18 protein-coding genes, 1 other RNA gene and 1 riboswitch are annotated in these 22,098 nt (G+C 59.9%); of the genes, 14 read left to right on the top strand and 5 right to left on the bottom strand.

Features of this window, described 5'->3' with window-relative positions; translation table 11 throughout:
- Nucleotides 1-7: 7 nt before the first annotated feature.
- From uca to FZF01_RS15210, 5 genes are all read right to left on the bottom strand, one after another.
- Entirely contained in the window at nucleotides 8-3,610 is a 3,603-nt protein-coding gene (gene uca / locus FZF01_RS15230) for an urea carboxylase (protein ID WP_150278120.1), read from the bottom strand.
- Nucleotides 3,611-3,783: 173 nt separating this feature from the next.
- Nucleotides 3,784-4,419: an urea amidolyase associated protein UAAP2 gene (locus tag FZF01_RS15225; protein ID WP_150278121.1), complete on the bottom strand. Its 636-nt coding sequence runs from the start codon at nucleotides 4,417-4,419 to the stop codon at nucleotides 3,784-3,786.
- 11 nt (nucleotides 4,420-4,430) lie between these two features.
- Nucleotides 4,431-5,159, bottom strand: a complete 729-nt coding sequence (locus FZF01_RS15220; protein ID WP_150278122.1) for an urea amidolyase associated protein UAAP1 — start codon at nucleotides 5,157-5,159, stop codon at nucleotides 4,431-4,433.
- Nucleotides 5,156-5,965, bottom strand: a complete 810-nt coding sequence (locus FZF01_RS15215) for an ABC transporter ATP-binding protein (RefSeq protein WP_150278123.1) — start codon at nucleotides 5,963-5,965, stop codon at nucleotides 5,156-5,158. The genes FZF01_RS15220 and FZF01_RS15215 overlap by 4 nt, the downstream gene beginning before the upstream one ends.
- Nucleotide 5,966: 1 nt before the next feature.
- Complete coding sequence (locus FZF01_RS15210) at nucleotides 5,967-6,785, bottom strand: ABC transporter permease (protein WP_150278124.1); 819 nt, start codon at nucleotides 6,783-6,785, stop codon at nucleotides 5,967-5,969.
- 46 nt (nucleotides 6,786-6,831) lie between these two features.
- Nucleotides 6,832-6,932: riboswitch (guanidine-I (ykkC/yxkD leader) on the bottom strand.
- Between the two features lie 260 nt (nucleotides 6,933-7,192).
- Here FZF01_RS15210 and rnpB point away from each other — a divergent pair.
- From rnpB to FZF01_RS15140, 14 genes are all read left to right on the top strand, one after another.
- Nucleotides 7,193-7,546, top strand: an RNA gene (rnpB, locus tag FZF01_RS15205) — RNase P RNA component class A.
- A gap of 334 nt (nucleotides 7,547-7,880) precedes the next feature.
- Entirely contained in the window at nucleotides 7,881-8,336 is a 456-nt protein-coding gene (mraZ, locus tag FZF01_RS15200; protein WP_150278125.1) for a division/cell wall cluster transcriptional repressor MraZ, read from the top strand.
- Complete coding sequence (gene rsmH / locus FZF01_RS15195; RefSeq protein WP_150278126.1) at nucleotides 8,333-9,274, top strand: 16S rRNA (cytosine(1402)-N(4))-methyltransferase RsmH; 942 nt, start codon at nucleotides 8,333-8,335, stop codon at nucleotides 9,272-9,274. The genes mraZ and rsmH overlap by 4 nt, the downstream gene beginning before the upstream one ends.
- Nucleotides 9,275-9,294: 20 nt before the next feature.
- The gene (gene ftsL, locus FZF01_RS15190) at nucleotides 9,295-9,588 is read left to right on the top strand and encodes a cell division protein FtsL (RefSeq protein WP_150278209.1); all 294 of its coding nucleotides are present in this window, start codon (nucleotides 9,295-9,297) and stop codon (nucleotides 9,586-9,588) included.
- The gene (locus tag FZF01_RS15185; RefSeq protein WP_150278127.1) at nucleotides 9,585-11,318 is read left to right on the top strand and encodes a peptidoglycan D,D-transpeptidase FtsI family protein; all 1,734 of its coding nucleotides are present in this window, start codon (nucleotides 9,585-9,587) and stop codon (nucleotides 11,316-11,318) included. The genes ftsL and FZF01_RS15185 overlap by 4 nt, the downstream gene beginning before the upstream one ends.
- Complete coding sequence (locus tag FZF01_RS15180) at nucleotides 11,315-12,787, top strand: UDP-N-acetylmuramoyl-L-alanyl-D-glutamate--2,6-diaminopimelate ligase (protein ID WP_150278128.1); 1,473 nt, start codon at nucleotides 11,315-11,317, stop codon at nucleotides 12,785-12,787. Before FZF01_RS15185 ends, FZF01_RS15180 begins: the two co-directional genes overlap by 4 nt.
- The gene (locus FZF01_RS15175) at nucleotides 12,780-14,174 is read left to right on the top strand and encodes a UDP-N-acetylmuramoyl-tripeptide--D-alanyl-D-alanine ligase (protein ID WP_150278129.1); all 1,395 of its coding nucleotides are present in this window, start codon (nucleotides 12,780-12,782) and stop codon (nucleotides 14,172-14,174) included. Before FZF01_RS15180 ends, FZF01_RS15175 begins: the two co-directional genes overlap by 8 nt.
- Before the next feature lies 1 nt (nucleotide 14,175).
- Entirely contained in the window at nucleotides 14,176-15,258 is a 1,083-nt protein-coding gene (gene mraY, locus FZF01_RS15170; RefSeq protein WP_150278130.1) for a phospho-N-acetylmuramoyl-pentapeptide-transferase, read from the top strand.
- Nucleotides 15,259-15,268: 10 nt separating this feature from the next.
- Nucleotides 15,269-16,618 (top strand): UDP-N-acetylmuramoyl-L-alanine--D-glutamate ligase, encoded by a 1,350-nt coding sequence (gene murD / locus FZF01_RS15165; protein WP_150278131.1) that lies wholly within the window; start codon nucleotides 15,269-15,271, stop codon nucleotides 16,616-16,618.
- Nucleotides 16,615-17,790, top strand: a complete 1,176-nt coding sequence (gene ftsW / locus FZF01_RS15160) for a putative lipid II flippase FtsW (RefSeq protein WP_150278132.1) — start codon at nucleotides 16,615-16,617, stop codon at nucleotides 17,788-17,790. The genes murD and ftsW overlap by 4 nt, the downstream gene beginning before the upstream one ends.
- A complete protein-coding gene (gene murG, locus FZF01_RS15155; RefSeq protein WP_150278133.1) occupies nucleotides 17,783-18,853 on the top strand; it encodes an undecaprenyldiphospho-muramoylpentapeptide beta-N-acetylglucosaminyltransferase in 1,071 nt (356 codons plus the stop codon). Before ftsW ends, murG begins: the two co-directional genes overlap by 8 nt.
- Nucleotides 18,854-18,887: 34 nt before the next feature.
- A complete protein-coding gene (gene murC, locus FZF01_RS15150; protein WP_223825481.1) occupies nucleotides 18,888-20,303 on the top strand; it encodes a UDP-N-acetylmuramate--L-alanine ligase in 1,416 nt (471 codons plus the stop codon).
- Nucleotides 20,300-21,217 (top strand): D-alanine--D-alanine ligase, encoded by a 918-nt coding sequence (locus tag FZF01_RS15145; protein WP_150278135.1) that lies wholly within the window; start codon nucleotides 20,300-20,302, stop codon nucleotides 21,215-21,217. Before murC ends, FZF01_RS15145 begins: the two co-directional genes overlap by 4 nt.
- 9 nt (nucleotides 21,218-21,226) lie before the next feature.
- Nucleotides 21,227-22,093, top strand: coding sequence for a cell division protein FtsQ/DivIB (locus tag FZF01_RS15140; RefSeq protein WP_150278136.1), 867 nt, complete (start codon nucleotides 21,227-21,229; stop codon nucleotides 22,091-22,093).
- Nucleotides 22,094-22,098: the final 5 nt, after the last annotated feature.

Below are 22,098 nucleotides of genomic sequence, written 5' to 3'. Positions count from 1 at the left end.
GGGAGCTCTAATCGGCCTCCAGTACCATGACCCGTTGCCCGGCCTTTACCGGCGAGCCAGGCTGCACGTGCACCGCTGTGATCACGCCGTCGCAGGGCGCCAATAGCGGAATCTCCATTTTCATCGATTCCAGAATCACCAGAACGTCGCCGGCTTTTACCTGTGCTCCCTCGACAACCTGAACCTGCCACAGGTTGCCGGCTATGTGACTTTCGATTCCTTGCTGGCCGGCTTGGAGTGGCGCTTCTACACCCGCTTCCGCCTCCGGCTCTTCACTGGAGAAGTCTGCCTGCCCATTGGCAATCCAGCGATCGCGCTCGGCATTGAAAGCGGTTTTCTGGTGCGTCCGGAATGCCTGAATGCTGTCCGCTTCTTCGTCGAGAAAAGCCTGGTAGGCGTTCAGGTGCAGCTCGGTCTCCTCGATCTCAAGTGAATAGCGACCCAGCGGAAAGTCACGACGAATGCGCGTCAGCTCATCGGCAGCGACCGGGTAGAAGCGGATCTGATCAAAGAATCTCAGCAGCCAGGGCTGCCCCCCAAAGGCTTCGACTTCCCGGTAGCGATTCCACATCTGCAGTGTGCGTCCAACGAACTGATAACCGCCGGGCCCTTCCATCCCGTATACGCACATGTAGGCGCCGCCGATACCCACTGAATTTTCTGCTGTCCAGGTGCGCGCCGGATTGTACTTGGTGGTCACCAGGCGGTGGCGCGGGTCCAGCGGTGTGGCTACGGGCGCGCCAAGATAGACATCGCCCAGACCCATGACCAGATAGCTGGCTTCGAAAACGGTGCGGTAGACCTCGTCCAGGTTGGGTAGATCGTTGATCCGACGGATGAACTCCAGGTTGCTTGGGCACCATGGCGCGTCCTTGCGCACGGTGGTCATGTACTTTTCTATGGCCAGCTGGCAAGCAGGGTCGTCCCAGGACAGGGGCAGGTGCACAATGCGTGAAGGTACTTTCAGGTCACGGGCCTGGCATACGTCTTCCCAGACGTCTTCGATAATGCGTAGCAAGCGATCAATCGACAGGGTCTCCGGTTGGTAGTGCACCTGCAACGAGCGGATGCCGGGCGTCAGGTCATGCACGCCCGCCAGGTCCATTGCCTCCAGCGCCTGCATCAGGGCATGGCCACGGAAGCGCAGCACCAGATTCAGTTCCGGTTGGCCAATCTCCATAAGCAGGTGGGTATCGCCGGAGAGTCGCGCGACCAGCCGCGTGTCCTCTTCGCCGATGTCCAGAACGATGGGCGATTCGGGGGCCACAGCGGTAGTGGTTGCCGGGCAATCTGCAGTTAGTCGGGCGATGTCCCGTTGGCGACAGGTTGCCAGTTCACGCGCGGTCTCAAGACTGACCGGAATAAAGCGAATCCGGTCACCGGCCTTAAGCTGGCCCATCTGCCACAAATCCGCCTCGATAAGGGTTACCGGACAGACGAACCCTCCCAGACTGGGACCGTCGGGCCCGAGGATCACTGGCATGTCACCGGTGAAATCCACAGCCCCGATGGCATAGGGATTGTCATGGATGTTCGAGGGGTGCAGGCCGGCCTCACCGCCGTCTTCGCGCACCCATTCGGGTTTGGGACCAATCAGACGCACACCGGTGCGGCTGGAATTGAAGTGCACTTCCCAATCGGTTTCCAGAAAGCGCTGCATGTAAGCCTCGGTAAAGTACTCCGGGGCGGCATGTGGACCGTAGATGACGCGCACATTGCGCACCGCCGGCAGGTCAGTGTGCAAGGCGGTGGGCAGGGAGGTGCCGCTGCTGGTATCGGTCAGTTCCTGCAGATGTAAGACGTCACCGGCGCGCAGGGCACGACCGGCATGACCGCCAAACTGCCCAAGGGTAAAGGTGCTCTTGCTGCCCAGATAGTCTGGCAACTGGATGCCACCGCGAATGGTCAGATAGCTGCGCGCACCGGAGCCGGCGATGGTGCCGATTGCCAGTTGGCTGCCGGCCTTGATTAGCAGGCTGGTATGCATGGCTTGCGGCTTGCCATCCAGGTTCAGCGGAATCTCGGCGCCAGTCACGGCAACCACGGCGTTGGTGTTGAACGTTAGGGTGGGGCCGCTCATGGTAATTTCCAGACCGGCGGCGTTTTGCGGGTTGCCCAGCAGACGGTTACCCAGTTGCAGCGCCAGATTATCCATCGGCCCTGATGGGGGCACCCCCACCGACCAGTAGCCCAGGCGACCGGGCACATCCTGCACCGTGGTCTGGGTGCCGCCGCTGATGACCTCGAAGGTGCTGGCCTGGTAGGTCAGCTCATCCAGGCAGCGGGTCCAGGGTTCGCCAGAGGAAAAGGGCGCGTAGGTGAGGATCTGCCGCAGGTAATCACGGTTGGTCTCCACGCCATACAGCAGTGTGTCGCCCAGCGCCTGATGCAGTGCCTTGCTGGCTTGCTCGCGGGTTGGCTCCCAGCAGATGATCTTGGCGATCATCGGATCGAAATAGGGTGGGATTTCGCAACCAGCCTCTACCCAGCTGTCGATTCGCAGCGCCTCGCCGCCGGCAGCGGGAAAATTCACAGCGGTCAGCAGGCCCGGGCACGGCTGGAAGTCGCGGCCTGGGTCCTCGGCATAGACCCGCGCCTGGATCGCATGGCCACGGGCATCCAGGCCCACGCCCAGTTGGGCGAGTGGCGGCAGATCACCTGCGGCCAGTTGGATCATCCAGCTAACCAGATCCACGTCCCAGACTTGCTCAGTGACGCCATGCTCGACCTGCAACCGGGTGTTTACCTCGAGAAAATAGAATTTCGCAGCCTCGCTGTCATAGACAAACTCAACGGTGCCGGCGCTCCGGTAGCGCACGGCACTGGCCAGGCGGATGGCTGCTTCGCAGAGTGCTTCGGCCATGCCCTCGGGCAGGTTGGGCGCGGGCGTTTCCTCGATCACTTTCTGGTTGCGTCGTTGTACCGAGCAGTCACGCACGCCCAGTGCCAGCACCTCACCCTGTCCATCACCGAATACCTGTACTTCCAGGTGGCGGGCGCGCTGGATGTATTTCTCGATAAACACGCCAGCGTCGCTGAAGTTGTTCTGGCCCAGGCGTTTGACGGTTTCGAAGGCCTCGCTCAGTTCGGCTGCGCTGTAGCACACGCGCATACCGATACCGCCACCACCGGCAGTGCTCTTGAGCATGACCGGGTAGCCGACCTGCTCGGCTGCGATCAACGCGGATTCAAGACTGTCGAGCAGGTCCGTACCCTCGAGCATGGGTACGCCATGCTCCTTGGCCAGGGACCGGGCAGTATGCTTCAGGCCAAAGACGCGCAGTTGCTCAGGCGTTGGGCCGACGAAGGCAATGCCGGCTGCTTCGCAGGCCTCGGCGAAGGCGGCGTTTTCCGAAAGAAAACCGTAGCCAGGATGGATGGCCTTTGCGCCGCTGTGTTTTGCCGCCGCGAGAATCTTGTCCACATCCAGGTAGGTGCCCGTCGCCCCACCTTCACCCAGGGAGATCGCCTGGTCGGCCTGCTGGATATGCAGACTGGCCGCATCGGCCTCGGAGTAGACAGCAACACCCTTGACCTCAAGATCCTTCAGTGTGCGCAGGATCCGGCAGGCAATGGCACCGCGGTTGGCTATGAGTAATGTATCGAACATCGTGGATATTCCTCGGCCAGGTCGTCCTGGGTTACCTGTTCTGTGCTCCGCGGGTCGTCCCAGCTGAAGCTGCAAGCCGCCAGCGACAAGCTGCAAGCGGCTACATTCAAAATCGCATCAATCGATCGCTGCACGGCCAACTTGAAGCTTGCCGCTTGAAGCTTGTAGCTCACTCAGCCCCAAACCAACACCTCCGCGGGCGTCGGGTTATAGCCGTTGCAGGGGTTGTTGAGCTGCGGGCAGTTGGAGATCAGCACTATGATGTCCATGTGCGCGACCAGCTCGACGTACTTGCCGGCGCCGGAAATGCCGTCTTCGAATGTCAGGCCGCCCTCGGGGGTGACCGGGACGTTCATGAAGAAATTGATGTTGGCGCTGATATCTGCCTTGCCCAGCCGGCCATCGTGCAGACAGGTGCGCAGGAAGTTGTCGCGGCAGCTGTGCATGTAGCGGGTGTTGAGCGCGTAACGCACGGTGTTGCTTTCCTGGGCACAGGCGCCGCCCAGGGTGTCATGCCGGCCGCAGGTGTCGGCGGTGATGGTCAGCATCGGTTTGCCCAGATTGCTGAAAAGGACACTCCCGGTAGTCAGGTAGACGCTGTTCTGCTTGCGCAGGGTACGCTGTACGTCATAGCGCTCGCGGGGATTGCTGGCGCTGTAGAAAAGGGTATCTACCGCCTGGTTGCCTTCCAGGTCGTGCAGACGCAGGGTCTGGCCGGCCTTGATGTCGAGCATGAAGGGTTCGCCTGCGCCCACTGTGGCGCGGTGGCTGGCGGTCTCGGCGGTCTTGTCGCTGTGGGTCAATGTCATGGTGGCGGCCCTCAGAGGTGAATGCGGTCGGTGTTGTGCAGGCCGCGGGTATTTTCTTCGCGGGTCTTGCGGCACAGCACAGTGATGCCGTCGTCGGCGACCTGATGCCAATCCAGCTGTACCGGTTTGGGTGCATAGTCGGGCGCGGGGTCCAGCGGATGCTGCAGGGCGGTCAGTACCACCAGCGTGTCCATTGGTGCGTAGAGCTCTATGTAGTCTCCAGCAACCGAGTTGCCCGGATGGAAAACGAAGCGGTCCTGGGCATCCACGGCGACCTTGCTGAACAGATTCAGGGTCATCAGCAAATCCGCCAAACTCAGGTTCCACTTGCCCATTTCCACCAGCAGATTGTCCATGCCGTTACGGAAGAAACCGTTGCGTAGCTCCTGGTAGCTGCCTGCGCCGTATTTTTCCTTCACCTCTTCGGCGTCGAGTACCCCGCCGAAGCTGTCACTCCAGCCACAGGTGTCGGTGACGATGGCCGCGAGCACCCGACCCATGTCGGAGTAGAGGCAATGGCCGGCGGTGAGCTTAGCGGTGTGCTGGCACTTGAGGCTGTCGGGCAGGTTCAGACGCTCACTCTTTTCATGGGCGTTGAACAGCATCAGGCTGACATTGGCACCGCCCTCGAGGTCGGTGATTCGCAGCAGTTGACCGCGCTTGAGCACGAAAGAGGTATGGCCGCCGCCGGGCAGAATTTCGCTATAAAGGGTAGGGCGCAATGGCGCGGGTACACTCATTGGGTGGCTCCTTGCTGATCGGATGAAAGCGCTTTTGGGGCAACGTGATCGGGCAGCGCATCCAGTGCCTTGCGCGCCGCCAGACGATCGCTGTTGAGGGGAATGTCGTAGGTAATGCGAGCGCCATAGGCGCCGGGAGCCTGCGGGTCGGTGCGCACCTTGTCGAATACCAACAGGCGGGTGCCCAGGGTGAAGCCTTCGGTCAGGTCATGGGTGACCATAAATACCGTAAGGCCGGCCTTGCGCCACAGTGACAGCAACAGTTCATGCATGTCCTTGCGGGTTCCCGGGTCTAGTGCGCCGAAGGGTTCATCCAGCAGTAGGATGCGTGGCGCTTTAACCAGCGCCTGGGCGATGGCCAAGCGCTGCTGCATGCCGCCGGACAGGGCATGAGGGTACTTGTCGATGGCATCACCCAGGCCGACTGCCTCGAGCATTTCGATACTTTTCTTTCGGGCTTCCTGTCTGGCCTTGCCAAATAGCCGGCTGAGCAAAGGCGCTGCCTGCAACTCAAGACCAAGCATGACGTTGCCCAGCACGGTCAGGTGCGGAAAGACCGAATAGCGTTGGAACACCACGCCGCGCTCTGGGCCCGGTTCAGCCACCAGGGGCTGATCGTCCAGCAGTATGCTGCCCTTGCTGGGCGTTTCCTGCCCCAATAGAAGGCGCAGGAAGGTGGACTTCCCACAACCGGAGGCCCCTACCATGGTGATGAATTCACCGCTGGCGACTTCCAGGTTGAGATTTTCGAGCACTACGCTCTCATCATACTGCTGCCATACATGGCGGATAGATATGGCACTCATATCAGCGGCCTCCCTTTGGCTCGAACCAGGGGAACATCACCCTGCCTAGCCCCTTTAGTGAACGGTCCATGATGAACGCGAGCAGGGTGATCCACGCGACGTAGGGGAGTATCACGTCCATGGCCAGGTAACGGCGCACCAGAAAGATGCGATAGCCCAATCCGTCGGTGGAGGCGATCGCCTCGGCGGCTATCAGAAACAGCCAGGCCGGCCCGAGCGCCAGGCACAGGCCCTGGAGTAGACGCGGCAACAGTTGTGGCAGTACCACCCGGATAGTTACCTGCCAGGTGCTGGCGCCGAGCGTTTGAGCCTTGACCAGCAGTTCGGCGGGAATCTCGCTGACCCGTTGCTGCATATCGCGGATCAATACCGGCGTGATGCCGATGACTATCAACATGACCTTGGACAGTTCTCCCAGGCCCATCACGATGAACAGAATAGGCAGAATCGATAGCGGTGGAATCATCGAAATCACCGTTACCAGCGGGGAGAGCGGAGTGCGTACCAGGGGGATAAGCATCATCAGGCCCAGCCCCAGGCTAACTACTGCGGCAATGCCCAGGCCGGTAAACAGGCGCTTGAGGCTGGAGGCCGAATCCACCCACCAGAGGTATTCGCCGCTGCGCCGGTCCGGAGTGAACGCCATCCGATCAACCGCGTCGGCCATCTGCGTGAAGCTGGGTAATAGCTTGTCATTGGGGTTTTCAGCCAGGCGAGCCTGAGAGCTGTACAGATAAAGCAGAAGCAGCAACGCGAAGGGGAGCAATATCAGCCCGAGCTTTGATACTTTGCCAGGGGTGCGGTTCATCAATCGTGACATGGGCAGCTCCATGGGTTACAGGTAACGAGATCTCAGGTGTCTGAGGCTCTCCCGGGCTTTTGTCCCGCCGTGTAACCCCCTGCCGGAGGTCGACAACTCTCGGACCAGTCACCTGTCAAACAGGTCGGAACCCTAGTTGTCCATTGGTAGCAAGTTGTATCAGGCATGTGCCCGGCAACGCATCAGGGATCCTATGGACCCGAGTCTCGTATGCTCAATAGCCTAATGCAGGGCCTGTGCCACTTTGGGTCGTCGTCGATTTTTCGGGGCCTGCACCGCAATGGGGCAAAAATGGCAGATGGAATCGAAGCTATTCATGCGCGATTGTGGTGCAATCAATGCGCCAGTACGGTGCAAGGGCAAGCAACGCTTGCCGCGCTGGCCGAAGACGGATAATCTCCTTCCCAAGAGTTGGCTGGGCAGTCGCCGTATCGCTTGCGGTAGGGAGGAAAGTCCGGGCTCCATAGGGCAGAGTGCCAGGTAATGCCTGGGGGGCGTGAGCCTACGGAAAGTGCAGCAGAGAGTAGACCGCCGATGGCCCTGAAAGGGGATCAGGTAAGGGTGAAAGGGTGCGGTAAGAGCGCACCGCGCGACTGGTAACAGTTCGTGGCATGGTAAACCCCACTCGGAGCAAGACCAAATAGGAACCCATCGGTGTGGCCCGCACTGGGTTCGGGTAGGTTGCTAGAGGCAGTCAGTGATGGCTGTCGTAGAGGAATGACTGTTCACGACAGAACCCGGCTTACAGGCCAACTCTTATTTTTTTCAAGCGTCATATTCGATCGAACGGCGCGCAGTGAAAACCCTTCTTGTTAGACCAAAAAAATCTTACACCTAATGTATTACATTAAGTAATACGGCCATGTTCTTGTGATTGCTCAGCTTCGCCATCAAAAGTTGAAGCAGATTCTCTCTTGTACCCCCATTTTTTGTACTAACTCCCTGCCATATAAAGGATTTTCCGTGAAGTCCTTACTTGACGGTGCGTGCGTGCGGTTCCTATAGTGTGCCGAAGTGGTGTGAAGTGGGTGAAAGTGGATAATTTTGGTAATTCCCTTCCTCTCACAGACCAATTCGAAAAGGGGAAGCAGCAGCGTGTTTCGTGGAGCAAATGCTATCAATCTGGACGCCAAGGGGCGGCTTGCGATGCCGGCGCGTTATCGCGACCGTCTCGTGGAGCTGTGCGCCGGCCAGTTGGTAGCCACTATTGCGCTCGAAGAACGCTGCCTGTGGATCTACCCGATGCCTGCCTGGGAGGCGGTAGAGGCCCAGTTGCGCAAGGCCCCCAACCTCAATCCGGCAGTCAAGCGTCTGAATCGACTGTTGATCGGTAATGCCAACGAAATCGAGCTGGACAGCAATGGTCGCTTTGTTGTGCCACCGCTGCTGCGTGAGCATGCCGGACTGGACAAGAAAGTCATGCTCGTTGGGCAGCTGGACAAGTTCGAGCTGTGGAGCGAAGACGCCTGGGAAGCCACCACCGCTGGTTACCTGGACCAGGAACAGAGTCTGGGCGAGCTGCCGGACGTATTGCAGACCTTGAGCCTATGAACGTGCCAAACATCTTTTCCCACATCAGCGTACTGCTGAATGAGGCCATCGAGGGTCTCGCCATCAAGCCCGAGGGGCTTTATATAGATGGCACCTTCGGTCGCGGGGGACATAGCCGCGCGCTGCTTGCCCGGCTCTCTGCGCAGGGCCGGCTGCTCGGCTTCGACAAGGACCCGGAAGCTGTCCGGGTCGGTGCAGAGCTGGCGGCCGAAGACGGCCGCTTCGTCGTTATACAGAGGTCTTTTGCCGACATGGCCGAAGAGCTACGCCAGCGTGGGCTACATGGTCAGGTCGACGGCGTTCTGCTGGACCTGGGCGTGTCTTCTCCTCAATTGGACGACGCAGAGCGTGGCTTCAGCTTCATGCATGATGGTCCGTTGGACATGCGCATGGATCCGACTAGCGGCCAGAGTGCGGCCCAGTGGATCAACAGCGCCGCCGAAGCGGACATCGCGACCGTGCTCAAGGAGTACGGCGAAGAACGTTATGCCAAGCGCATCGCCCGAGCCATCGTCAACCGCCGCGCCGAGCAGCCCTTTACCCGTACAGCAGACCTCGCCGAAGTGGTGAAAGTGGCCAACCCTGCCTGGGAAAAACACAAGCACCCGGCAACCCGGGCGTTTCAGGGTATCCGCATCTTTATCAACCGCGAGTTGGACGATCTGGCGGATGGCCTCAAAGCCGCGCTCGACGTGCTGGCGCCGGGCGGACGTCTGGTAGTTATCAGTTTTCACTCGCTGGAGGATCGACTGGTAAAGCAGTTCATGCGCCGTGAAGCCAAAGGTGCGCCGCTGCCCCGTGATCTGCCGATTCGCGCTGCGGATATTGATGTCAGCATCAATCTGGTGGGCAAGGCAATCATGCCGTCAGCTGCGGAAACGGCGAATAACCCCCGTGCGCGCAGCGCCGTACTGCGCATCGCCGAGAAACGTCCGTGAGCACTCAGGCCGAGCTTTCACTGGAGACCCGGGAGCAGAAGGGGCTGCCGCGTAGCAGTGGCTGGCTGTTCATTGTCTGGGTGCTGGTGGTAATCAGCGCTCTCGCCGTGTCCTACAGCTCGCACTGGAGCCGCGTGTTACTGAACGAATTGGCCGCCGAGATGGACCAGCGTGAGAATGCCCAGGCCGAATGGGGCCGGTTGATACTCGAGCAAAGTACCTGGACGGCCCACAGCCGTGTCGAAGCACTGGCCACCAACGAGCTGAAAATGCGCGTGCCGGAAGCCAGTGAAGTGATACTGGTGAAACCATGATTGCGCTCAAGCCCAACGGTAGCCTGCATCCGTGGCGCTTTCGCGTGGTGATCGGCGTGCTCGCGGTATGCAGTGCCTTGATCAGTTGGCGGATTGTCGAACTGCAGGTAATGGACGGCGGCTTCCTGAAAAACCAGGGTGACAAGCGCAGCATGCGTCATACAGTCATACCCGCCCACCGTGGCCTGGTGACCGATCGGCATGGCGAGCCCCTGGCAGTCAGCACGCCGGTCCTGACCCTGTGGGCCAACCCGAGCATCCTGATCAACCATGAGTCTCGCTGGGATGAGCTGGCCAAATCACTGGGCACTGATCCCAAGACGTTTGCCGAACGGTTGCGGGCAAACGCCGGAAAGGAGTTCATCTACCTGCGCCGGCACATGACGCCCCAGGACGGTGAAGCGGTGACAGGACTCAAGGTTCCGGGTGTCCACAGTATCGAGGAATACCGCCGCTTCTATCCCACCGGTGAGGTTGCCGCGCATCTGGTCGGTTTTACCAATGTGGATGAAGCCGGTCAGGAAGGTCTCGAGCTCACGTACAACGATTGGTTGCAGGGTGTGCCCGGCAAGCGTCAGGTACTGCAGGATCGCCGTGGCCGTCTGATCAAGGATGTGCAGGTGGTCAGCAATGCCCGGCCGGGCAATGACCTGGCCATGTCCATCGACCTGCGCCTGCAATACATCGCCCACCGCGAGCTGCGTGAAGCCCTGAAGAATTTTGGTGCCAAGGCCGGCTCCGCTGTGCTGGTTGATATTCGTACCGGCGAGGTTCTCGCCATGGCCAACCACCCGAGCTACAACCCGAACAACCGCTCCAACCTGAAGCCGGACATGATGCGCAACCGCGCATTGATTGATGTTTTCGAGCCGGGCTCGCCGATCAAGACCTTTACCGTTGCTGCTGGCCTGATGAGCGGCCGTTATCAGCCAACCACGGTGATGGATACCCGTCCAGGTACCATGCGTGTCTCGACCCTGACTGTCAGGGATTTTCGCAATTACGGCATGCTCGATCTGTCCGGCGTGATCATGAAGTCGAGCAACGTCGGCGTGGTCAAGATCGCCCTGGATATTGGTGCGGAGCAGATTTTCACGCTGCTGCAGGATCTTGGCTTGGGCGAGTACACCGGGCTTGGCTTTCCCGGCGAAAGTACCGGCCATATGCCTAATCATCGCAAATGGCCGCAGATCGAGACGGCCACACTGTCCTACGGCTACGGTCTGTCGGTTACTGCAACGCAGTTGGCTCAGGCCTACGCAACCCTGGCCAATGGCGGCAAGCGTCTACCGCTCTCATTGCTCAAGGTCAATGAGCTGCCCCAGGGTGAACAGGTGATACCCGAGGATGTCAGCAGACAGTTGCTGACCATGCTGCGCGGCACGGTAGATGGTGAGGGCGGCACCGGCTCACGGGCTCGGGTGCCCGGTTATCAGGTAGGTGGCAAGACCGGCACCGTGCACAAGACTGAGAATGGCGGCTACGCCGAAGATCGTTATCGGTCGGTATTTGCCGGTATCGCTCCAATTAGTAATCCACGCTTCGCCGCAGTGGTAGTGATAGATGAGCCAAGCAAGGGCGAATATTACGGTGGCCTGGTGGCGGCGCCCGTGTTTGCTGAAATCATGTCCGGCGCGTTGCGTCTTCTGAATGTGACGCCCGATGACCTGCCGGCACTGCAGCAGGTCGAATTGCCGCCCCTTCAGGTCGAGGAGGGTTCGCGCGGATGATGACTCTCCAGCAGTTACTTCCTGAATGGCAGGGCCATTCCTGCAGCATTGAGCACCTGACCCTGGACAGTCGCCAGGTACGACCCGGGAGCCTCTTTATTGCGGTGCCGGGCTCGCGTCAGGATGGCCGAGACCATATTGCACAGGCTGTGAAGGCTGGCGCGAGCGCGGTTGCCTATGAAAGCGCCGATGGCTTCAAACCTGAACCCGTGCTGAATGATAACGGCCATACGCTGATGGTGCCGGTGAGCGGTCTGGCCGTTGAGATTTCAGCTATTGCCGGGCGCTTTTACCAGGAACCCAGCCGGGATTTGGGTCTGGTCGGTATTACCGGAACCAACGGCAAGACCAGCGTCAGTCAGATGCTGGCCCAGGCGCTGAGCGCGCTGGGCAAGCCCTGCGGCGTAATCGGCACCCTGGGCAGTGGTCTGCTGGACCAGCTCGTCGATCACGGCATGACCACGCCGGATGCCATCAGCGTGCAGCGTCAGCTCGCGCAGATGCGGGATCAGGGTGCCGGCTGGGTATGCATGGAGGTGTCTTCCCATGCGCTGGATCAGGGGCGTGTCGCGGATCTGGAATTTGACTTGGCCGTATTTACCAATCTCAGCCGTGATCATCTGGATTACCACGGCGACATGGCGAGTTACGGCGCAGCCAAGGCCAAACTGTTCGACCGTCCTTTACAGGCTGCGATCATCAACCTCGATGATCCCTTCGGTCTGGAGCTGATCGAGCGCAGCCCCTCGCGTTGCTTTACCTACAGCCTGAAAAACGCTGATGCGGACCTGTATTGCAGCGATATTGAGTACACCAGCGAGGGCATCCGCGCTGCGCTGCACACCACGCGACGCCATTCAACGCTGCAGAGCCCGCTGTTGGGCGAGTTCAATCTGGCGAATCTGCTGGCGGTGATTGCGACACTACTGGCTCTCGAGGTGCGACTTGATCGGGCGACTGCGTTGGCCGCCGAGCTGGCGCCCCCTGCCGGTCGCATGCAGCGCCTGGGCGGCGGTAATCGGCCGCTGATTGTTATTGATTATGCCCATACGCCCGATGCCCTGGAAAAGGCGCTTGCTGCGGTCCGCGCCCACGCCCAGGGAACCTTGACCTGTGTGTTTGGTTGCGGCGGGGATCGAGATAACGGTAAGCGGCCTTTGATGGGCGAGGTGGTCGAACGTCACGCTGATCATCTGATCGTTACCGATGACAACCCTCGCACCGAATCCTCGCATAACATTATCCAGCAGATACTCGCCGGTATGCAGCGCCCTGACTCGGCCATTGTGATTGCTGACCGCAGCGCCGCCATCCGCAACAGCATTCTGCAAGCCCAGGCTGGAGATTTGATTCTCCTGGCCGGCAAGGGCCACGAAACCTATCAGGAGATTGACGGCGTGCGTCACCCTTTCAGCGATATCGAACAGGCTACCAAAGCCCTGCAGGAATGGGAGGCAGCCCGTGCTTGAAGCCATGCGTCTCTCTCAGCTGCTGAAACCCCTTGGCAGCAGCCTGGTCGGCCAGGATGCAACCTTCGACAGTGTCACTATTGACGCGCGTGCCGTAGCCCCTGGTGGTTTGTTTGTTGCGCTGGCTGGTGATCACGTCGATGGCCATGACTTTGTGACCCAGGCCCGTGAGAATGGCGCCGCCGCTGCAATGGTCGCTTATGCGGTAGACGATCCATTGCCCCAACTGCTGGTGCATGACTGTCGGTATGCGCTTGGCCAACTTGCGGCTCTGGCGCGCAACGCCTTTTCTGCACCGGTGATTGCCATCACCGGCTCAAGCGGGAAGACCAGCGTAAAGGAAATGCTCGCTGCCATACTCCGCGAGCGCGGTCCCGTACTGGCTACCCGTGGCAACCTGAATAACGAGCTGGGTGTGCCCCTGACGCTGCTTGCGCTTGAATCAACGCATGAGTTTGCGGTGATCGAGATGGGTGCAGCAGTACAGGGCGATATCGAATACAGCATGAACCTGGCAAAGCCGCAGATCAGCGTTCTGACCAATGCCGGGATGGCCCACGTCGGGCGCTTCGGCAGCCCGGAGAAAATTGCCCTGGCCAAGGGCGAGATACTCACGGGCCTGCCTGCCGACGGCAAGGCTGTCATCAATCTGGACAGCCCCTGGTTCGAAGACTGGTACCAGTCCCTGGGCCGCCGTACGTCGCTGGCCTTCAGTCTCACCAATCCGACCGCACAATTGCGCGCCGAGTCGGTGGAGCTGGACGAGCGTGGCTGCCCCGGTTTCCTGCTGGTCACGCCCAAGGGTTCGATCACCGTCCAGTTGAACTTGCTGGGCGCTCACAATATTGCCAATGCGCTCGCAGCAGCTGGCGCCGCGTTGCATCTGGAAACCGAGCTTGAAGTGATTCGCCGCGGCCTGGGTAGGGTGCTGCCGGTTGCCGGTCGGGCCAATCCGCTTGCCGGACGCAATGGTGCTTTGGTGATTGATGACAGTTACAACGCCAACCCCGCATCGGTCAAAGCCGCAATCGACATCCTTGCCAGCCTCGATGGTCGCCGCATTCTGGTACTAGGTGATATGGGGGAACTGGGCGAATGGGAACAACAGAGTCATCGCGATGTGGGTATCTATGCCCGGGAAAAGGGGCTTGATGCCTTGTTTGCGGTCGGCAGCCTGTCTGCACTTGCAACTGAGGAGTTCGGCGCTGGCGGTCATCTGTTTGGCACCCGGGAAGAGCTGGTGGCGGCACTTGCAGCGCAGCTCGATGCCAATACCCGAGTACTGGTAAAGGGTTCGCGTAGTGCGGCCATGGAAAGCGTGGTTGCAGCCCTGACTACCACTGGTGCGTCCGGCGGTACTGACAACAATAACGACAAGGCCAACTGATATGTTGTTGCTTCTGACTCAATATCTGCAGCAGTTCTACACCGGTTTTGCGGTGTTTCAGTACCTGACCCTGCGCGGTATTCTGGGCGTTCTCACGGCCCTGGGTCTGGCCCTGTTCCTGGGTCCATGGATGATCCGCACGCTGAGTTTTCGTCAGATTGGACAGTCTGTGCGCAACGATGGGCCCCAATCGCATTTATCCAAGGCGGGTACACCGACCATGGGCGGCGCGCTGATTCTGGTCGCGATCGGCATCAGCACGTTGCTCTGGGCTGATTTGAGCAACCTGTACGTGTGGGTTGTGCTGGGAGTGACCTTCTCCTTCGGTGCAGTTGGCTGGGTGGATGATTACCGCAAGGTAGTGGAAAAGAACTCCAAAGGCCTGCCATCGCGCTGGAAGTATTTCTGGCAGTCGGTGTTTGGTCTGACCGCAGCAATCGTACTCTTCATGACCGCGACCAACCCGGTAGAGACCACGTTGATTCTGCCGTTTTTCAAGCAGGTCGAATTTCAGCTCGGGATCTTCTTTGTTGTATTGACCTACTTCGTGATCGTCGGCTCGAGTAACGCCGTCAACCTGACCGACGGTCTGGATGGTTTGGCGATTCTGCCAACGGTCATGGTCGGTGGCGCGCTGGGTATCTTTGCCTATCTTTCCGGCAACGTGCGCTTTGCCGAGTATCTGTTGATTCCCTATGTGCCAGGCGCAGGCGAGCTGATCGTATTCTGCGGCGCATTGGTTGGGGCCGGGCTGGGGTTTCTCTGGTTCAACACCTATCCCGCTCAGGTGTTCATGGGCGATGTGGGTGCGCTGGCGCTGGGCGCTGCGCTTGGAGTCATTGCGGTGATCGTTCGGCAGGAGATCGTGCTGTTCATCATGGGCGGTATCTTTGTCGTGGAAACCCTGTCGGTCATCGTCCAGGTTGCCTCGTTCAAGCTCACCGGTCGCCGCGTATTTCGCATGGCGCCAATTCACCATCATTTTGAATTGAAGGGCTGGCCCGAGCCGCGGGTAATAGTGCGGTTCTGGATCATCACCGTCGTACTGGTGCTGGTCGGTCTGTCCACATTGAAACTGCGTTGAGGAAAGTGTTGTGTCACTGATTACCACGGACAAGCAGCGGATCATCGTCGGCCTCGGGAAGACCGGGCTGTCGGTTGCGCGCTATTTGGCTGGCCGCGGCCTGTCATTTGCTGTGGTGGATACACGCGAGAATGCGCCGGGTCTGGATCAGCTCAAGCGTTTTGCGCCGATGGCTGATCTGTACCTGGGCGAACTGGACCCGGCTATCCTCAATCGTGCCTCGGAGCTGATTGTCAGCCCAGGTATCGCGCTGGCTGAACCGGCCTTGCAGGCGGCCAAAGCTGCTGGAGTCAACCTTGTTGGCGATGTGGAGCTGTTTGCCCGTGAGGCAAAGGCGCCAGTCATTGCCATCACTGGCTCCAACGCCAAGAGCACTGTCACAACGCTGGTGGGCGACATGGCAGCGGCAGCCGGCAAGCGGGTGGCCGTGGGCGGCAATCTGGGAACGCCGGCATTGGACCTGCTGGATGAGAAGGCTGAGCTGTATGTGTTGGAGTTGTCGAGTTTTCAGCTGGAAACAACCGACAACCTGAACGCTGAAGTGGCTACGGTTCTGAACATGAGCGCCGACCACATGGACCGTTACCCCGGCATGGTTGCCTATCATCAGGCCAAACATCGGATCTTTCGTGGTGCGCGTCAGGTGGTGGTGAACCGGGACGACAGTCTGTCTCGGCCGTTGCTCAACGAACAGCTACCCTGCTGGACCTTTGGCTTGTCGCGGCCGGACTTCAAAGGCTTCGGGCTGATCAAGGAAGAGGGCGAGCAGTATCTGGCATTTGAATTCAAGCCGCTGATCGCAATCTCAGAACTCAGAATGCGTGGCGCGCACAATCATGCCAATGCGCTGGCTGCTCTGGCTCTGGGGCATGCTGTTGGGTTGCCCATGGACGCCATGCTGCAGACGCTGCGTGAATTCACCGGTTTGCCACATCGCTGCCAGTGGGTCGCCGAGCTCTCGGGCGTGGATTATTACGACGATTCCAAGGCAACCAACGTGGGCGCCGCCCTGGCAGCGATAAAGGGTTTTGCTGCCGATTGCAGCGGCAAACTGGTACTGATTGCCGGCGGAGACGGCAAGGGTGCTGATTTTGCTCCGCTCAGCAAGGCGGTTCGCGAGCATTGCCGGGCGGTGGTGCTGTTAGGTCGGGATGCGCCCTTACTGGCAGACGCCCTGGACGGTTGCACCCGGCTGGTCCGCGTCAACACCCTGGAAGAGGCTGTACAGGCAGCAGCCGAAGCCGCGCAGATGGGTGATATCGTGTTGCTGTCGCCTGCCTGCGCCAGTCTGGATATGTTTCGCAACTTTGAAGAACGTGGTCGGCTATTTGCCGAGGCTGTAGGGAGGTTGCCGCAATGATCGGTATCGCTACCCTCAAGGAGTCAGCCGCGCCCCTGTTAGGGCCCCGCCGTTTCGATATGGACATGCCGTTGCTGGTGGCCGCCCTCTGCCTTTTGGGGCTTGGACTGGTCATGGTTTCTTCTGCTTCCATGGAAGTGGCTGCGGGTCAGTTGGGTAATCCCCTGTTCTATATGATCAGGCAGCTGATTTACGTGCTTATCGGATTCGCTGCACTGGTCTTTGTGATTTCGGTGCCAATCCGCCTGTGGGAACAGTTCCGGTTTCCCTTGCTGTTCATTGGTATCGCTCTGCTGGTGGCCGTACTGATCCCCGGCATCGGCCGCGAGGTTAACGGCAGCTGGCGCTGGATCGCCGTAGGGCCTATCAATATTCAGCCCTCGGAGCTTGCCAAGCTCTTCGCCGTAGTGTTTCTTGCCGGCTATCTGGTGCACAGGCAGGAAGAGGTGAAGGAAGGCTGGTTCGGTTTTATCAAGCCGTTCATGGTGCTCTTCCCGATGGCTCTGTTGTTGATCGCCGAGCCGGACTTTGGTGCCACAGTCGTTCTGATGGGCGCAGCCGTGGGCATGCTGTTTCTTGGCGGTGTAGGCCTGTTCCGATTCATCCTTCTGTTCGGTTCGATTGCGATTCTTGGTGGGCTGCTGATCGTCATCGAGCCCTACCGGCTGCAGCGCCTGACCGGTTTCCTGAATCCCTGGGAAGATCCCTTTGGTACCGGTTATCAGCTTACCCAGGCGCTGATCGCGTTCGGCCGTGGCGAGTGGCTGGGCATCGGTCTGGGCAACAGCATTCAAAAGCAGTTCTATCTGCCCGAGGCGCATACCGACTTCGTTTTCGCGGTTCTGGCCGAGGAGTTGGGCCTGGTCGGCGCACTTTCGGCATTTGGGCTGCTGGTTTTTCTGGCCGTGCGCAGCCTGTATATCGGTCTCTGGGCCGAGCGCGCCGGCCGGCTGTTTGCGGCCTACCTGGCTTACGGTCTGGCCATCATGTGGATAGGCCAGATATTGATCAACGTGGGTGTGAACGTCGGTCTGCTGCCCACCAAGGGTCTGACCCTGCCGTTCCTCAGTTACGGTGGCAGCTCGCTTGTGGTCTGTTGCATCAGCCTGGGCATATTGCTGCGTATCGACTGGGAGCGCCGCCAGGCGCTGCGGGAGGTGGCCGATGAGTGATCGCGTGCTGATCATGGCCGGCGGTACCGGTGGCCACGTTTTTCCAGCTCTGGCCTGCGCACGCCTGTTTGCCGAGCAGGGCTATGAAGTGCACTGGCTGGGTACCCGTCGGGGCATCGAGGCCGAGTTGATACCCGCGGCTGGTATTCCGATTCACTACATTGATGTCCAGGGCCTGCGTGGCAAGGGCCGTCTGGGCTTGCTCAAGGCGCCGTTCCAGCTAATGCGCGCACTGTTCCAGTCGCTGCGTCTGCTGGCAGTGCTCGACCCGGTGTGCGTGCTGGGTGCTGGCGGCTACGTAACCGGCCCGGGTGGGCTGGCTGGCTGGTGCAAGCGCATCCCGCTGGTGATCCATGAGCAAAATGCCGTGGTGGGTACCTCCAATAGATTGCTCAGCCGCCTGGCCAAACGCCATTGTGAAGGCTTCCCTGGCAGCTTTGCCGATACGCCCAAGCGGCTGACAACCGGTAACCCGGTGCGTGAAGAGATATTTCAGGTGGCTCCCATGAACTGGCAGGCCGATCGCCAGCCGCGGCTGCTGATTCTCGGTGGCAGCCTGGGTGCATTGCCGCTGAACAAACTACTGCCACCGGCGGTGGCACTGCTGGGTGAAGCTGCCAGACCGGACGTGTGGCACCAGTGCGGACGCCAGCACGTGGAACTGACCACGCAAGGGTATGCACAGGCGGGTGTGAATGCGCGCGTAGAGCCCTTCATCGCTGACATGGCCGCAGCTTACGCCTGGGCCGATCTGGTGGTTTGCCGGGCTGGCGCCTTGACCATCAGCGAGCTGGCTGCAGCTGGCCGCCCCGCATTGCTGATTCCGTTGCCCCATGCCATTGACGACCACCAGAGTGCCAACGCGCATTTTCTGGCAAGCCAGCAGGCAGCGCTGCTGTTGCCGCAACACAGCCTCAGCAGTGAATCACTGGCTGAGCAGCTCAATTCCCTTTTTACCCAGCCGGAGACTTTGCAAGCGATGGCCGATAATGCCCGCCGCCAGGCCACACCCAACGCGACTGCGGATGTTGTCCGCGCCTGTCAGGAGGTGATCCATGGCTGAACCACGCCAGAAGGCCACATTCTTTCTGCCGGAGATGCGCAGGATCCGTCGTATCCATTTTGTCGGGATCGGCGGCGCCGGTATGTGCGGTATTGCCGAAGTACTGCTGAACCTGGGTTATGAAGTGTCCGGCTCGGACCTCAAGCGCTCTGCCGTCACCGACCGCCTGGAGAGCTTTGGTGCCCGGGTGGATATTGGTCATCGCCCGGAAAATGTGCAAAAAGCTGATGTGCTGGTGGTATCCAGCGCCATCAATACCAGCAACCCGGAAGTTGCTGCGGCGATGGAGAGACGGATTCCTGTCGTGCCCCGCGCCGAAATGCTGGCCGAACTGATGCGCTACCGCCACGGCATAGCCGTTGCCGGTACCCACGGCAAGACCACCACCACTAGCCTGATTGCATCGGTCCTGGCGGCGGCAGGTCTGAGTCCGACATTTGTCATTGGTGGCCGTCTGACCAGCGCTGGTACCAACGCGCAGCTGGGTGAAAGTCGTTACCTGGTAGCTGAAGCCGACGAAAGCGATGCGTCTTTCCTGCACCTGCAGCCGATGACGTCGATTGTCACCAACATCGATTCCGACCATATGGATACCTATGGCGGGGATTTCAACAAGCTCAAGCGGACCTTCGTCGAGTTTCTCCACAACCTGCCTTTCTACGGTCTGGCAGTGGTATGTATTGATGATCCGGTGGTGCGCGAGATCATGCCGCAGATCAACCGCCAGGTAGTCACCTACGGGCAGTCCGAAGACGCCGACATCCGCGCCATAGATATTCATCAGCATGGGATGCAGACCCATTTCACCGTGGTGCGTCACGGCCATGAGAATCTGGATGTGTCGGTCAATATGCCCGGCGTGCACAACGTACTGAACTCACTGGCGACCATTGCGGTAGCCACTGATGAGGGTATTGACGATGCGGCGATCATCCAGGGCCTCAGGGGTTTCGAGGGCGTTGGCCGGCGCTTCCAGGTGTATGGCGAATACCCCTTTGCCGACGGCGAGGTCATGGTGGTTGACGACTACGGCCATCACCCTCGTGAGGTCGCGGCAGTCATCAAGGCTGTTCGCGCCGGCTGGCCGGAACGCCGTCTGGTTATGATCTATCAACCGCACCGCTTTACCCGTACCCGGGATCTGTACGAAGACTTTGTGCAGGTGCTGGGCGAAAACAATGCACTGCTGCTGATGGAGGTCTATCCCGCCGGTGAAGAGGCCATTCCCGGTGCGGATAGCCGCAATCTGTGCCGCAGCATCCGTCAGCGCGGGCAGCTGGATCCCATCTATGTCGAGCGCGATGCAGATGTCTTCCCGCTTGTTGAAGCCGTACTCAAGCCCGGCGATATCCTGCTGACTCAGGGCGCAGGTGATATCGGTGGGTTGGCGTCTCAACTGGTAGATGGCCTGCAGAAATTGGCCGTCCGTGATGTGGAGGGCCAGGCATGAGCAACGTCACAGATTTTGGGCGAGTGGCAGTGCTCTATGGCGGTCGTTCTGCTGAACGCGCCGTATCGCTTAAATCCGGCGCCGCCGTGCTCGCCGCGCTTCAGTCGGCGGGTGTGGATGCCTATGGCATTGATGCGGGGCAGGATCTGGCCAACCAATTGATCGCAGATCGCCCGGATCGTGTGTTTATTGCCCTGCATGGTCGTGGTGGCGAAGACGGCAGCCTGCAGGGTCTGCTTGAGAGTTTGCAGCTGCCATATACCGGAAGCGGCGTAATGGCGTCCGCGCTGGGTATGGATAAGCTGCGTACCAAGTTGATCTGGCAGAGCCTGGGACTCACCACCCCTGCCTATGCGGTCCTGCGCGATCAGGCTGACTGTGGCGAAATAGTCTCGACCCTGGGTACGCCGCTGATCGTCAAGCCGATCCATGAAGGTTCCAGTATTGGCATGGCCAAGGTCCAGGATGTGGACGGGCTGGAGCTCGCCTGGCAGTCAGCACGCCAGTATGACGACGTGGCGTTGGTGGAAAAGTGGATTACCGGCGCCGAGTTCACCGTAGCCATTCTTGACGGTCGCGCGCTGCCGGCAATACGCCTGCGCACGCCGCACACCTTCTACGACTACGAAGCCAAATATCTGACCAATGACACACAGTATATATGCCCATGCGGGCTGTCACCGGAGCGCGAAGCCGAGCTGGGCGAGCTGTGTCTAGAGGCATTCAACGCCGTAGGTTGCCGGGGTTGGGGCCGAGTGGATGTGATGCAGGATGAAGCAGGTCAGTTCTACCTGCTGGAAGTCAACACTGTGCCCGGCATGACCGATCACAGTCTGGTGCCCATGGCTGCAGCTGCAGCGGGCATGTCATTTACCGAGCTGGTGCTGGCGATTCTCGCCAGTGCCCGCTACTGAGGGAACGGTATGTTGCGGCAGATGGTCAGAGACCCGCGGGCAGGCAAAACCCGGAGTCGGCGTGTAGCGCCGGGCCAGGGCGCCGTGCGTGTGGCTCCGGTCGCTGCGCGCAGCTGGCCGAAGCTGTCACTGAGCCGGCCATCGTTTGACGGCGCTTTGACGCGGATCAAGCAGGTGATCTGGCCGCTGTTACTGATCGGTCTGGGAGTGGGGCTGTACGAGCTTGGCAGCCGCATTCTGCCGCTGGCGGACCAGCCGATTGAATTGATCAGCGTGCAGGGCGAATTGCAGTACATCGATCCGGTAGCGGTGCAGGCCGTTATTCAGCCGTACCTGAACGAGAGTTTTCTGGGCATTGATCTGAATGCAATGCGCGGTGATCTGGCGGAGATGCCCTGGGTCGCCAGTGCTGCGGTAACGCGGGTATGGCCCAGTCAGCTGATCATCCATCTGGATGAGCAGTTGCCAGTCGCTCGCTGGGGTGATGCCGCTCTGCTGAACAACGCGGGCAAGGCTTTCACCCCGCAAGATATCAGCCAGTTTGCGGAGCTGCCGCAGCTGGATGGCCCACAGCGGGCCAAGCAGCGCGTCATGCAGTACTACCAGCAGTTCAATCGGCTGCTACGGCCTTATGGCCAGGGTGTTGCGAAGCTCGAACTGCGTGAGCGGGGCAGCTGGTTTCTGACCACCCAGGATGGCATCCAGGTGCTTCTGGGTCGTGATGCTCTGGTGGACAAGGTGCAACGTTTTTTGACCATCGATCAGCTCATGCTGGCCGAATACAGACCACAGATAGCGCGGGTTGACCTGCGCTACAACAATGCGATGGCAGTGGCCTGGCGCGAGCCGGTCGCGCAGCAATTAATCAAAGAGTGACAGGA

This window comes from Halopseudomonas salina, assembly GCF_008641105.1.
The sequence above is the reverse complement of the archived record's forward strand: the minus strand, read 5'-3'. Positions and strand labels throughout refer to the sequence as shown.